This window comes from Streptomyces sp. NBC_01016 (assembly GCF_026341035.1).
Taxonomy (GTDB): Bacteria; Actinomycetota; Actinomycetes; order Streptomycetales; family Streptomycetaceae; genus Streptomyces.
Window position 1 is genome coordinate 3,208,513 of record NZ_JAPEOQ010000002.1, and the last position, 12,886, is coordinate 3,221,398.

Genomic DNA, 12,886 nt, shown 5'->3' on the forward strand with positions numbered 1-12,886 from the left:
CTCAGTCGATGCCCGATTCGGGCTCGAAGGGCGCGGGTGAGGGGGAGGGGGTGAGTGGATCGGTCGGGCCGGGAGGGTCGGTGGGGCCGGTCGGTCCGGTCGGTCCTGTGGGAACGGTAACGGCCGTCCCGGTGACCGACATGGATACGTCCGGCTGCCCCGCGTCGTCGGGCATGGTGACCAGCGCCTTGTACGGGCCGGGCTTCTTGGGTGCGAAGGTGACCTGGAAGACGCAGTCGTGCGAGCCAGCCGCGGGTGGGCACGAGGTCAGGGCGGTTTGCCAGTTGGCGGGATCGCCGGCCTTCAGTGCCTGCTCGTCGTCGCACTTGAGCCACGAGGTGAAGTGGACGGTCTCCGTCTTCGTGTCGCCGACCTTGACGGCGCCGAAGTCCCGTGCGGGGAGACCGACCGCCGGACAGATTCCCGGGCCCGGAGAGGGCGTGGCGGCGCGCGGACCGGTGGGAGCGGTGGACACGGGTGACGACTGCTGCGACGGGCTCTGGCTCGTGGGTGAGTCGATGGGGCTCGTGGGCGAGAGCTGCGTCAGGGGCGAGGTGATGCTCGGGGTGCCGTTCACCACCACCGGGGTGCCGCCGCCGGTCAGGGCCGCCACCCCGACCGCCACGCCCGCTGCCGCCAGGACGCCACCGGCGCCGACCGCTGCGGGGTGCGACGAGACGGCATGGTGCACGGATTGGCGTGCCCGGTGGATCCCCGACCCCCGTGGCCGGGGAGGCCCCACACCGCTGCCGAGCGGACTGCCGGCGCCGGACGGGCCACTGGGGACGGACGTGCTGCCCTGTCCAGGCCCCGGTATTCCCCCGCCTGCGCCACCACTCCCGCCACCCGCCTGCGCCGCCGCGTACCCCATCCCCCCGCCGCCACCGACGAGCCCCGACGAGGCCGTGCTCAGTGCGACAACCCGTACGTGCACCTCGTGAGCGAAGTACGACTCGTCCGCCGCGGCACCCAGGAACTGGGCCGCCGCCCTGCCGTAGCGCAGGACCTGTCCCCATACGCCCCAGTGCAGCGAGAGCGCGAGCAGCGGGGCCGCGGCGCGTGCGAGATCCCGCACGCCCCGGTGGTCCTCGACCATGGCCAGATTCCCGAGGACCCGCCGGATCACGGCGGCTTCGGCGCACGCCTCGTACCGGGTCGCGCGGGTCCGCAGCCAGTGGGTGAGGGCGGGCGCGAGCTCGGCGGCGGCGGGGAGTATCCCGGCCTGCTGGGCGACCAGGACGGCGAACGGGCCACAGGAACAGAGGTTGTCGCCGTCGACCTCGACAAGCCTCAGCGCGGTGAGTTCGGCGAGCGCAGCCGGATCGGGGCGCACCCCGAGTGCCGACAGCAGGACCGGTGACGCGGGCAGCGGCGCGAGGGTGCACAGCGGCCGCAGCAGCCCGACCGCCCGCTCCGACAGCCGGGCCACGATGCCGACGGCGAGGGCGGTCTCGTCGACGGGGAAGAATCCGGGAGGCCATTGAGGGACGCCGCCGACCCGGCCCGGGGCACTCCGCCCCTGCGCGACGTGGAACGCGGCGGCTGCCTGCAGGATGGTCTGCGGATGCCCGTGGACGGCCGCGACCAGGTGCCGGGCGGCGTCGGCCGCGGGCCCGCCGGGGTGGTACCCCACCTCGCGTACCAGCAGCTCGAACGCGTGCTGTTCGTGCAGCCCGTCGAGCCGCAAGGGACGGGCCTCGGGCCTCTCGATGCGGTCCACGGCGGCCGTGAGCAGCCGGCAGCCGGGCGTTGCCTCGATCAGCATGCCCAGGTCGTCGGGGGAGACCTGGAGGTCATCGACGACGAGCACCACCTGCACGGCACCCAACAGCTCCCGCAGAGTGGCGGGTTCGGGCTTGTAGCCCTCGCAGGGGCGGCCGTCGGGAAGCTCGTAGCAGGCCTGGAAAATCTCTTGGAGCAGGTCCTCCGTCGTCCTGTCGGCGGCGTGGAGATGGAGAACGGGACGGCCGAGCGCGAGCTGCTCGGCGGCGCAGCGGCGCAGCAGCGCGCTCTTGCCGATGCCGGGCGGTCCGAAGACCTGAACCCGTCTCCCCGCTCCCAACCAGCCGCCGATCGCGGCGAGTTCACCGTCTCGGCCGACCAGCGCCTCGCCCTGGCCGCGCAGCGCGGACCCGCCCGGATAGGGGCGGTGCCGCAGCCGCAGCTGTGGTGGACCCTCGGGCCGGTAGGCGACGTACGCGCCCTGCTCGGCATTGATGACGACGTTGTTCCGCCCGACGACGACCTGCCCGTTCACTTCCCCGCGTAGGTCGACCCTGCCCATATCCCCCATGGGCTCGCCCTTCCCCCGTTACGCCATGACAGCGTTCTACGCCGACCGGCAGCTCCTATCAAGGCAGTTACGGCAGATAGGGGTAAGCGGTGAAAAATAGGTCGGAAGTGGGCGCGTGGCTACCGGTGGGAGTCGATCCCCTGGATCCGGTCGAGGATGCCGGCCGGGGCATCGCTAAGTTACTTGGATCAATGGCGCCGGGCTCCCCGAAGGGCTCGGTCGCACGTCGTCCCTACGCCAGGAGGCCCCGTGTCCGCGACGCGCATCCCGACCCCCACCGCCGACCTCTACGACGAGTACGGCGACGAACTCCGTGTCTGCGACGTCCAGTTCACCTCGTACGGCGCCGTCCGCTCCTTCACGGGGCCGGTCAGGACCGTGTCCGTGTACGAGGACAACACCGTGCTGCACGCCCTGCTCCACGAACCCGGCGACGGAGCGGTCGTGGTCGTCGACGGCGGCGCCTCCCTGCGCACCGCGCTCCTCGGCGACCTCATGGCGGCCCGCGCCCGGGACAACGGCTGGGCCGGTCTCGTCATCCGCGGGGCGATCCGGGACGCGGCCGTCGTCGGCGTCACGTCCGTCGGCGTACAGGCCCTCGGCTCGACGCCGCGCAAAAGTGCCAAGGAGGACAAGGGCGAGGTGGACGTGCCGGTGACCTTCGGGGGTGTCACGTTCCGGCCCGGCGACATCCTGCACGCCGACGAGGACGGGGTGGTGCTGCTGCCGGCGTCGGAGTGAGGTCGGCGCCCCCGCGGTGACGCGCGAGCCCCTTCGCCCGGCCGGCCGGGCTAGCGCAGGCCTTCGCCGTGCGCGGGCTCCGGGCTGTTGCGGAGGCGCTCCTCCAGCAGGTCCAGCAGGGCGGGCAGTTCGGGGGCGACGGCGAGGTCGTCCAGGGTGGGGGCCGGGAGGAGGCCGGAGTCGGCGATGCCGTGCAGGGCGTCGAGCAGTGGCGTCCAGAAGCCCCCGGCGTCGAGGAAGCCGACGGGCTTGGCGTGGAAGCCGAGTTGGCGCCAGGACCACACCTCGAAGATCTCCTCCAGCGTGCCGAGTCCGCCGGGCAGGGCGACGAAGGCGTCCGCCTGGTCGGCCATGATGGCCTTGCGCTCGTGCATCGATTCGCACATGAGCAGTTGGGTCACGCCCTCGTGCGCCCACTCCCGCTCGACCATGCTGCGCGGCATGACACCGATGACCTCACCGCCTGCCTTCAGCGTGCTGTCCGCGATCGCACCCATCAAGCCTCGGCGGCCACCGCCGTAGACGAGGCCGATGCCACGCCGGGCGAGCTCCGCCCCTACGTGGACGGCCAGTTCGGTGTGGGCCGGGTCGACCCCGCTGGACGAGGCGAGGAAGACGGCGAGGCGGCGCATGTGGATCTCCGGATCGGTCGCGGTGGATGCTCCGGTCTACCACGCGCCTGGCACGGCTGACCAAGGCTTTCCCTGTCCTGCGTACCGCTCAGGCCTGCCGCAGCACGGCGGTGGCGATCTCCAGGAAACCGCGCAGCAGCTTGTCCCGTCGCCCCTCGGGGGCCACCAGGCACGTGTCGATCGGCGGGGCGTCCGTGAGGGGGATGTGGGTGAGGTCGGGGCGTGAGTAGGAGCGGGCGACGCTCAAGGGGACGAGGGCGATGCCGTGACCGGAGGCGATGAGTTCGAACTTCTCTTCAAGGGACGACGTCCGCCGCGTCGGGGCGTCGAGCACCCGCTCACCGTCCAGATCCGCGGAGGTGAGCTCGGCGCGGTCCGCCAGGGGGTGTGTCGTCGGCAGGCAGGCGACCCTGGGCTCCCGGCCGATGGGAATGACGTGCAGGCCCGCATCCTCGAACGGGCGTCGCAGGTAACCGACTTGGGCCCGCCCGTCCCGGATTGGCGCGTCCTGCTCCCACCAGCGTGCCGGTACGAGGTCCGTCTCCACGTCCGGGTGGCGCGAGGCGAACTCCCGGATGGCATCCGCCACATGCAGGCCGGGAGAGAACGCGACGACGAGGCGCTGGACGCCACGATCCGCGTCGCGAACGCGCTGCACTCCCGCCGCGACGGACGCGAGAATCCCTTGCGCCTCCGCGTACAGCTGCTGCCCGGCGGCGGTCAGCTCGACGCTGCGGGTCGTCCGTGCGAGCAGGGTGCACTCCAACTCCTGCTCGAAGGCCCTGATTTGGCGGCTGAGCACCGGCTGGGCGATGTAGAGCTGTTGCGCCGCCCGGCCGAAGTGGCGGTGCTCGGCCACCGCGACGAAGTAGCGGAGCTTGCGCAGATCGAGATCCATACCTCCAGGGTATTGATTGCCGGGAAGGGTATTGGACGCTCCCGGGAACGGGTCCGAGACTCGAGACATGATCGTGCTCACGACTCCCACCGGAAATATCGGCAGCCAGGTCCTCGATGCGCTGCTGAACGAGGCCCCCGAGCGCGGCGAGGAGCTGCGCGTCATCGTGCGCGACCCCGCGAAACTCCCCGAGGAGGTACGGGCCCGCGTCGACGTCGTCCCCGGCTCGCACGGCGACGCCGACGTCGTCGACCGGGCCTTCGACGGCGCGGACGCCGTCTTCTGGGTGGTCCCGTCCTCGGGCCCGCGGGCGCCCAGCCTGGACGCCGTCTACTCCGGGTTCACCCGCGCCGCGGCCAAGGCGTTCGCGGCGCACGGCGTCGGGCGTGTCGTCGGCGTCTCGGCGCTCGGCCGCGGCACTCCCGTCGCCGGGCGCGCCGGACACGTGACGGCGTCGCTGGCCATGGACGATCTCATCGCCGGCACGGGCGTGGCCTACCGGGCGCTCGCGAACCCGTCCTTCATGGAGAACCTGCTGCGGCAGGTGGCCCCGATCCGCGACACCGGCGTGTTCACCGACATCGTCGACGGCGATCGCGCCGCCCCGCTGGCCGCCACCCGGGACATCGCCGCGGCCGCCGCCGGCCTGCTGCTCGACCGCTCCTGGTCGGGGACGGGCGAGGTTCCGGTGCTGGGCCCGGAGGACCTGTCGCCGAGCGACATGGCCCGCATCATGTCCGAGGTGCTCGCCCGGCCCGTCCGCTACGAGAGGCAGCCGCTCGACGACTTCCGCGCCGCACTCACCGGCCACGGCGCCGGGGACGCGGTCGTGGAGGGCTTCGTCGCCATGATGACGGCCAAGGACACAGGCCTCGACACCGGCGTGCCGCGCACCGACCGTACGGCGAGCCCGACGACCTTCCGGACCTGGTGCGAGGAGGTCCTCAAGCCGGCTGTCCAGGCGTGAGCGCGCCACCGGAGGATGCAGGACCCTGCACTACGGGTGACCCAATATCTACGACCGCGCGATGAGGGTTTTGCGGATCATGTGGTGAGAGTTTCTGCCGGGGCGGGAAAAGTCGAATTCCGTGGTGGGTGCAGGCTGTTTTCGCGTGCTAGTCTCGGTTCAAGTTGCAGTTGTGGTTCCCAAAGCTTCAAGTGCCCCGGACCTGCTCATGCAGGTCGGAGCGCTCTTGTATTTCCGGTCATTTTCCGGGCGGGGTAATCATCGCGGCGACACGGTTTTCGCACAGTGCGGATTCCGATGTACTGCCCCAAGGAGATATGACATGGCCACTGGAACCGTGAAGTGGTTCAACTCGGAAAAGGGCTTCGGCTTCATCGAGCAGGACGGCGGCGGCGCTGACGTCTTCGCCCACTACTCGAACATTGCCGCCCAGGGCTTCCGTGAGCTGCTCGAGGGCCAGAAGGTTTCCTTCGACATCGCGCAGGGCCAGAAGGGCCCGACGGCCGAGAACATCGTTCCGGCCTGACACTGACGCGCATTTTGCAGCTGGGGCCCGCATCCTTCGGGGTGCGGGCCCCAGCTGTATGCGTCCGCGCCCCGGTTCCACTGTGTACGCGTGGATTTCCGCCGGTCGGCTGCTTGTTTTTACCATCGGTCCATACTTGTAATTCTCCATGCCGCTCATTGCTGCGGGGATTCCTTGATATGCACCGCATCGAGGAAGGTTCCGCATGAACCGCACACGTACAAACAACCGTTCCACCCGTAACCGTCGTGACAACGCCTTCGCCGGAAAGGACGGCAGCCGCTTCGGCTCGCCGGCGCCGCGTACTTCCGGTGGACAGGGCCGCTCCGGTGGCCAGGGCCGCTCCGGCGGGCAGTCCCGCTCGGGTGGGCACGGCCGCCGACCCGCCGCGGTGCAGGGCGAGTTCGCGCTCCCCAAGACGATCACCGCCGCGCTGCCCGCCGTCGACGGCTTCGCCGAACTCGGCATGCCCGAGCAGCTGCTGGCCGAACTCGGCAGGCAGGGCGTGAGCGTGCCGTTCCCGATCCAGGGCGCGACGCTGCCGAACTCCCTGGTCGGCCGCGACGTTCTGGGCCGTGGGCGCACCGGCTCCGGCAAGACCCTCGCCTTCGGCCTCGCGCTGCTCGCCCGCACCGCCGGACAGCGTGCCGAACCCCGCCGGCCGCTGGGACTGATCCTCGTACCGACGCGCGAGCTGGCACAGCAGGTGACGGACGCCCTCACGCCGTACGCCCGCTCCCTCAGGCTGCGGATGGCCACGGTCGTGGGCGGGATGTCGATCGGCAAGCAGGCAAGCGCGCTGCGCGGCGGGGTCGAGATCGTCGTCGCGACCCCGGGCCGGCTCAAGGACCTCATCGACCGTGACGCCTGCGGACTGGACGAGGTCGCCATCACGGTGCTCGACGAGGCCGACCAGATGGCCGACATGGGATTCATGCCGCAGGTCACCGCGCTGCTCGACCAGGTGCGCCCGGAAGGGCAGCGGATGCTGTTCTCCGCCACCCTGGACCGCAACGTGGATCTGCTGGTGCGCCGCTACCTGAGCGACCCGGTCGTGCACTCCGTCGACCCGTCGGCCGGTGCGGTCACGACGATGGAGCACCACGTCCTGCACGTGCACGGCGCCGACAAGCACGCCGCCACCACGGAGATCGCCGCCCGCGACGGCCGCGTGATCATGTTCCTCGACACCAAGCACGCCGTCGACCGGCTCACCAAGGACCTGCTCAGGAGCGGGGTGCGGGCCGCCGCGCTGCACGGCGGCAAGTCCCAGCCGCAGCGCACCCGTACGCTGACGCAGTTCAAGACGGGGCACGTCAGCGTGCTGGTCGCGACCAACGTCGCGGCGCGCGGCATCCACGTCGACAACCTGGACCTCGTCGTCAACGTCGACCCGCCGACCGACCACAAGGACTACCTGCACCGCGGCGGCCGCACCGCCCGCGCCGGTGAGTCCGGCAGCGTCGTCACCCTCGTCACCCCGGACCAGCGGCGGGCCATGGTCCGCCTCATGTCGGATGCGGGTATCCGTCCGCAGACCACCCCGGTACGCTCGGGCGATGAGGCCTTGCAGCGGATCACCGGCGCCCAGGCCCCGTCCGGCATTCCGGTCGTCATCGCAGCACCGGCGGCCGACCGCCCCAAGCGCGGTTCGTCCTCCCGGGGCCGCCGCGGCGCTTCCTCGGCCCGGCGCGGCCCCGTACGCAAGGCCGCCGTCGATCCGGCGGCCTAGGCGGCGCAGCACCATCGTGATCAGGAAGTCGACCCATCTCTGCAGGAGGCACCTTTTGACACTGGTTCAGATGCAGCCCCGTCCGGCGATCGCCCGCCCCGCGCGCCGGAAGGTGGCCGACGCGGTGGACCCGGCCGGACCGCGGGTGTGTGACGACATGAGTGTCGAGGTGGCGCTGTCCGTGATGGACGCCGCGCACACGGGTCGGCTGGTCGTCTGCGATCGGGACGACCAGGGCATCGGCGTCGTCACCCGGGCCGAACTCGCCGCCGCCCGCGACAGTTCCGCCTACACGGACCGCATCTGCCTGCGCGACATCCTCGGCGTCCACATCGTCGGCGTCCACGCGCCGATCACAGCCTCGGTAGCCTTCGCCCTTTCCCACTGAACCGTTGCCCCTCCGGCCGGATCGTTCTTCCCTACTCCTTGTGAGGACCCATGCGCTGCGTCATCGCCCGCTTCCCGTTCGATCTCACCAAGAACGGAGTACTGGAATCGATGAAGGGCATCAAACCCGAACCGAGCACCGGCGAAACCGTGACCATCGGCCGCCGCCAGTACCCCGCCAAGCAGGTCGGGCAGGTCATCACCCGCCAGGACCGGCGTGACTTCACCGCCGCCGAAGTCCTCCGGGCCATGACCAAGCTCGGTTTCACCTGCCACACCGCCCCCGAGCCGGCACCCGAGCCCAGCCTCGACCCGATCGAGCGGGCCTCCGCGATGCTCGGCACCAACACGCCTTTCCGAACCGACGACATGTGACATGCAGTGGGGCCCGAACGGCACGCCGATCGGGCCCCCATGTGAGCGTCGCACTCTCAGCTGTCCTCGGCCGCGGTGGCGGAACCCTCCGATTCGGCGGTGCGGCGGTATTCGGCGTTGATGCGCTGCGCTTCTTCTAGTTGGTCTTCGAGAACGATGATGCGGCAGGCGGCCTCGACGGGCGTCCCCTGGTCGACGAGTTCCCGGGCGCGCGCGGCGATGCGCAACTGGTAGCGGGAGAAGCGGCGGTGACCGCCTTCTGAGCGGAGCGGGGTGATGAGGCGGGCTTCGCCGATGGCACGGAGGAAGCCCTGGGTGGTCCCGAGCATTTCGGCGGCCCGGCCCATGGTGTAGGCGGGGTAGTCGTCGTCATCGAGACGCCCGAACGAATCGTCTGCTGTCACTTGCACCTCTCTGCGGAACATCTTTGAGGGACCTGGTGCCTGCCGTATGGCGTCAGGGCGCGCCAGGACCCCGAAGGAACTTCTACACCATCTGCCGTTACGCGCGTGCCTCGGCCACCCCGACCGCCGCCGTCACAAAGGCCCGTAGGAGCGGATGCGCCGCCTGAGTCGGCCACGCGAGCACCAGGCGGCTCTCGGGGGCGTCCGTGACGGGTACGCAGACCACGCCCGGCGGGACCGGGTGGACGAGGGAGCGGGGCAGGACGGCCACGGTCCGGCCCACCGCGACCAAGGGGATCAACTCCGCGACGTCGTGCACCTCGGGGCCGGCCCCACCGTCGCCCCCGATCCCGGATACTCCCTTCCAGCGCGGCATCGGCTCGCCTTTCAGATCGGCGAGCCGCACCGCCTCGCGGGCGGCCAGCCGGTGGTCCGCGGGGAGGACGGCGACGCGCTCCTCGATGCGGAGCGTCTCGTGGTCCAGACCCTCCAGATCGTCGAACGGTACGTACAGCAGCCCCACGTCGGCCCGCCCGTCCCGCAGTTGTTCCGCGCGGTCGGCGGGCCCGCTGAACACGATCTCGACCCGGCGCGCATCGGATGCCTCGGCGTACGCGGCGAGGATCGACGACAGCAGATCGGCGTCGCCGCCCGGCTTGAGGACGAGCCGCAGCCGCGTCCCCGCGTCCGCGGCCCGACGGGCCCGCTCCGCGGCGGCGGCCACCGCGTCCAGCGCGTACCGGCCGTGCCGCAGCAGGGCCTCGCCCGCCGGTGTCAGCGCGACCTGGCGGCTGGAGCGGACGAAGAGCGTGACGCCGAGCCGCCTCTCCACGCGCTGGACCGCCTTCGACAGAGCCGGCTGCGCGATCGCCAGACGCTGGGCGGCGCGGCCGAAGTGCAGCTCCTCGGCGACCGCGACGACGTACTCGATCTCCCGTGTCTCCAGTTCAGCCATGCCTCCAGGTTATCGTTCGAGGCCGAGCGGATCTTGGACGGGGCGCCCCACCTCCTGTTTCGATGGCTGCATGATTCACCACACGATGCTCGTATCCTTCGACGGCCCCCTCCCCGACACCGACCTCGACCAATTCCTTCAGGACATCGAGAAGATCATGGTGGACTCCGGTCACCTCCAGACGTCCGCCACCCGTCGGCACATTCCGGTTCCCGGCGAGGAGGCCATCCCCGCGATGATCGCCACGGCGGTCCTACAGTTCGGCGTCGCCGACATGGAAGCCCTCGGTGCCGCGTTCGCCGCCCCCGGCGTCGGGGAGCTCATCCACCGCTGGCAGGCCCGGTACCCGTACAAGGTCGCCTGGGTGAACCACGAGCCGCTGGACTGAACGCTGCGTCAGTAGCTCCGGCGGTCCCGGCGGCCGCCCGCGGTCAATATGAACGAAACGACGCGCCCCTCGTCCTGCGTTCCGCTTCCTCCTAACCTCGAGCCGTTCGTGTCAGGGATCTGTTGACCGACGAGGAGGTTGTTGTGGCGAATGCCGGGCAGGGGCGGTTTTCCAGACGGCAGGTACTGGCGGCAACGGCAGTCGGAGTGTCCGGAGTTGGTGTGATGGCCGATGTCGTGGGCGCAGCACCGGCGGGCGCGGCGGCGGCCGGGCCGCGCGACTACCGGGTACCGGGCCTGCGGGCGCCGGTCGAGCTGATCGAGGACCGCTACGGCGTGCCGCACATCTACGCCGACAACGAGCACGACGTGTTCCTCGCGCAGGGCTTCAACGCCGCCCGCGAGCGCCTCTTCCAGATCGACCTGTGGCGCAGGCGCGGACTCGGCGTGCTCGCCGACGTACTGGGGGCCGACTACGTGGCGCAGGACCGGGCCACCCGCCTGTTCCTGTACCGCGGCGACATGGACGTCGAGTGGGCGCGCTACGCCGAGGACGCGCAGCGCATCGCGACACAGTTCACCGCCGGGATCAACGCCTACGTGGACTGGCTGGACGCCCACCCCGAGCAACTCCCCGAGGAGTTCGGCCTCCTCGGCTACCGGCCGGCGCACTGGGACCCCGAGGACGTGGTCCGCATCCGCAGTCACGGACTGACCCGCAACCTGACCAGCGAGGTCAAGCGCGCCCAGGTCGCCTGCGCCGCCGGGGTGGACGCCGACCTGGTGCGTCAGGGGTTGCAGCCGGACCACAAGGCGCGCGTGCCCGACGGCTTCGACCCGTGCGTGCTCCCCGACGACGTGCTCAAGGTCTTCGAACTGGCCACCCAGGAAGTCGAGTTCAGCGAAGGTGCGGTACGTAGCGCGGTCGTGCGCGACGCGACCACCGAGGGCTCCAACAACTGGGTGATCGGCGGGCAGCGCACCGCCACCGGGCGGCCGATCCTCGCCAATGACCCGCATCGCTCCTACTCGGCGCCCTCGCTGCGCTACCTCGCACACCTCAGCGCGCCCGGCCTCGACGTCATCGGCGCGGGGGAGCCGGCCCTCCCCGGCATCTCCATCGGGCACAACGGCACCGTCGCCTTCGGCCTGACCATCTTCCCGATGGACCAGGAGGACCTGTACGTCTACGAGTTGGACCCGGACGACCACAGCCGTTACCGGTACCAGGACGGCTGGGAGCCGATGAAGGTGCTGCACGAGCGGATCCCCGTCGCGGGCCAGGACGACCACCCCGCCGAGCTGACCTTCACCCGGCACGGACCCGTGATTCATGTCGACGAGGAGCACAACCTCGCCTACGCCGTGCGCACCGCGTGGCTGGAAGCGGGCACGTCACCGTACTTCGGCAGCGTCGCCTACATGCGGGCGCGCAACTACCGCGAGTTCACCGAGGCCATGCGCAACTGGGGCGCCCCGACGGAGAACCAGGTCTACGCCGACGTCGAAGGCAACATCGGCTGGGTGCCCGGCGGCCTCGCACCCAAGCGGGTCGGGTACGACGGGCTGCTGCCGGTGCCCGGAGACGGCCGCTGCGAGTGGGACGGCTTCTACTCGGGGGACGACCTGCCGCGGACCCTCAACCCGGCCGCCGGGTTCATCGCCACCGCCAACCAGTTCAACCTGCCGCCCGCGTACCAGGACATGGGACTCGGCTACGAGTGGACCAACCCCTTCCGCCACCAGCGGATCGTCGAAGTCCTCTCAAAGCAGCACAACCACACCCTCGCCGACTCGCAAGCACTCCAGCACGACCAACTGTCCATACCCGCTCGCAGGTTGACCGCCCTGCTGGCCCGCCTGCACAGCAGCGAACCCGACCGCCGTCGGGCCCTGCGTCTGCTGCGCACCTGGAATGCCGTCGAATCGGCCGACTCAGGGGCGGCGGCCCTGTTCGAGGTGTGGCTGTCCAGGCACCTGGGGCCCGGCTTCGTACGGGCCGCGGTACCGAAGGCCGCCGAGCTGATCGAGGACGCCGACACCCTCGTCCTGCTCGGCGAGTTGGAGAAGCCGGGACGGTGGCTGAAGGACGAGGCGGCCCGCGACCGGCTGCTGCTCGACACACTGGGTTCGGCCTACGCCGAGGTGCGCAAGCTGCTCGGGGACGACGAGCGGAAGTGGCAGTGGGGCGCACTGCACCACAGCCTCTTCCAGCACCCGGCATCGGCAGCGCTCAGCGACACCGACCGCGCCCGCTTCGACGTCGGCCCGATGCCGAGCGGCGGATCCCCCGACACGGTCAACGCGGCGACCTACCGCACCAGCGACTTCCTGCACACCAGCGGTCCTTCGTTCCGGGTGGTCCTGGACGTGGGCGACTGGGACTCGTCGGTGGCGGTGAACACCCCCGGCCAGTCCGGCGCCCCGGACGACCCGCACTACCGCGACCTCGCCGAACCCTGGCTCGACGGCGACTACTTCCCGCTGGCCTACACCCGCGCGGCAGTCGAGAAAATCGCCGAACGCCGCGTGCGGCTCCTTCCGGTAGAGGCGTCCTGAGCGGCCTGCCGCAGAGGGGCCGTGCCGACG

General features: G+C 70.8%; 13 protein-coding genes. 8 read left to right on the forward strand and 5 right to left on the reverse strand.

What is annotated here, in order from left to right:
• Position 1: 1 nt before the first annotated feature.
• On the reverse strand, positions 2-2,293 hold the full coding sequence (locus tag OG746_RS41370) for a P-loop NTPase family protein (protein ID WP_266724163.1): 2,292 nt from the start codon (positions 2,291-2,293) through the stop codon (positions 2-4).
• Positions 2,294-2,542: 249 nt separating this feature from the next.
• On the opposite strand from OG746_RS41370, the gene rraA reads away from it, so the two are divergent.
• On the forward strand, positions 2,543-3,034 hold the full coding sequence (gene rraA, locus OG746_RS41375; protein ID WP_266724164.1) for a ribonuclease E activity regulator RraA: 492 nt from the start codon (positions 2,543-2,545) through the stop codon (positions 3,032-3,034).
• Between the two features lie 50 nt (positions 3,035-3,084).
• On the opposite strand, the gene OG746_RS41380 is transcribed toward rraA, so the two are convergent.
• Complete coding sequence (locus tag OG746_RS41380; protein WP_266724165.1) at positions 3,085-3,666, reverse strand: LOG family protein; 582 nt, start codon at positions 3,664-3,666, stop codon at positions 3,085-3,087.
• 88 nt (positions 3,667-3,754) lie between these two features.
• The gene (locus tag OG746_RS41385) at positions 3,755-4,564 is read right to left on the reverse strand and encodes a LysR family transcriptional regulator (RefSeq protein ID WP_266724167.1); all 810 of its coding nucleotides are present in this window, start codon (positions 4,562-4,564) and stop codon (positions 3,755-3,757) included.
• A 67-nt stretch (positions 4,565-4,631) separates the two neighbouring features.
• Between OG746_RS41385 and OG746_RS41390 the strand changes: the two genes are divergently transcribed.
• The 5 genes from OG746_RS41390 (at position 4,632) to OG746_RS41410 (ending at position 8,551) form a co-directional block, all read left to right on the forward strand.
• Positions 4,632-5,531 (forward strand): NAD(P)H-binding protein, encoded by a 900-nt coding sequence (locus tag OG746_RS41390; RefSeq protein WP_266724168.1) that lies wholly within the window; start codon positions 4,632-4,634, stop codon positions 5,529-5,531.
• Between the two features lie 322 nt (positions 5,532-5,853).
• Positions 5,854-6,057, forward strand: a complete 204-nt coding sequence (locus OG746_RS41395) for a cold-shock protein (RefSeq protein ID WP_020119326.1) — start codon at positions 5,854-5,856, stop codon at positions 6,055-6,057.
• Positions 6,058-6,262: 205 nt separating this feature from the next.
• A complete protein-coding gene (locus OG746_RS41400) occupies positions 6,263-7,789 on the forward strand; it encodes a DEAD/DEAH box helicase (RefSeq protein WP_266724171.1) in 1,527 nt (508 codons plus the stop codon).
• A gap of 70 nt (positions 7,790-7,859) precedes the next feature.
• Positions 7,860-8,177: a CBS domain-containing protein gene (locus tag OG746_RS41405; RefSeq protein WP_323179742.1), complete on the forward strand. Its 318-nt coding sequence runs from the start codon at positions 7,860-7,862 to the stop codon at positions 8,175-8,177.
• 50 nt (positions 8,178-8,227) lie between these two features.
• Complete coding sequence (locus OG746_RS41410) at positions 8,228-8,551, forward strand: SCO5918 family protein (RefSeq protein ID WP_266724175.1); 324 nt, start codon at positions 8,228-8,230, stop codon at positions 8,549-8,551.
• Between the two features lie 56 nt (positions 8,552-8,607).
• Here OG746_RS41410 and OG746_RS41415 read toward each other — a convergent pair whose 3' ends face one another.
• A complete protein-coding gene (locus tag OG746_RS41415; RefSeq protein ID WP_266724177.1) occupies positions 8,608-8,955 on the reverse strand; it encodes a MerR family transcriptional regulator in 348 nt (115 codons plus the stop codon).
• 97 nt (positions 8,956-9,052) lie between these two features.
• Positions 9,053-9,910: a LysR family transcriptional regulator gene (locus tag OG746_RS41420; RefSeq protein WP_266724179.1), complete on the reverse strand. Its 858-nt coding sequence runs from the start codon at positions 9,908-9,910 to the stop codon at positions 9,053-9,055.
• A 70-nt stretch (positions 9,911-9,980) separates the two neighbouring features.
• Between OG746_RS41420 and OG746_RS41425 the strand changes: the two genes are divergently transcribed.
• Both OG746_RS41425 and OG746_RS41430 read left to right on the forward strand, forming a co-directional pair.
• Positions 9,981-10,298, forward strand: a complete 318-nt coding sequence (locus OG746_RS41425) for a hypothetical protein (protein ID WP_266724181.1) — start codon at positions 9,981-9,983, stop codon at positions 10,296-10,298.
• 224 nt (positions 10,299-10,522) lie between these two features.
• Entirely contained in the window at positions 10,523-12,856 is a 2,334-nt protein-coding gene (locus tag OG746_RS41430; RefSeq protein WP_266724183.1) for a penicillin acylase family protein, read from the forward strand.
• Positions 12,857-12,886: the final 30 nt, after the last annotated feature.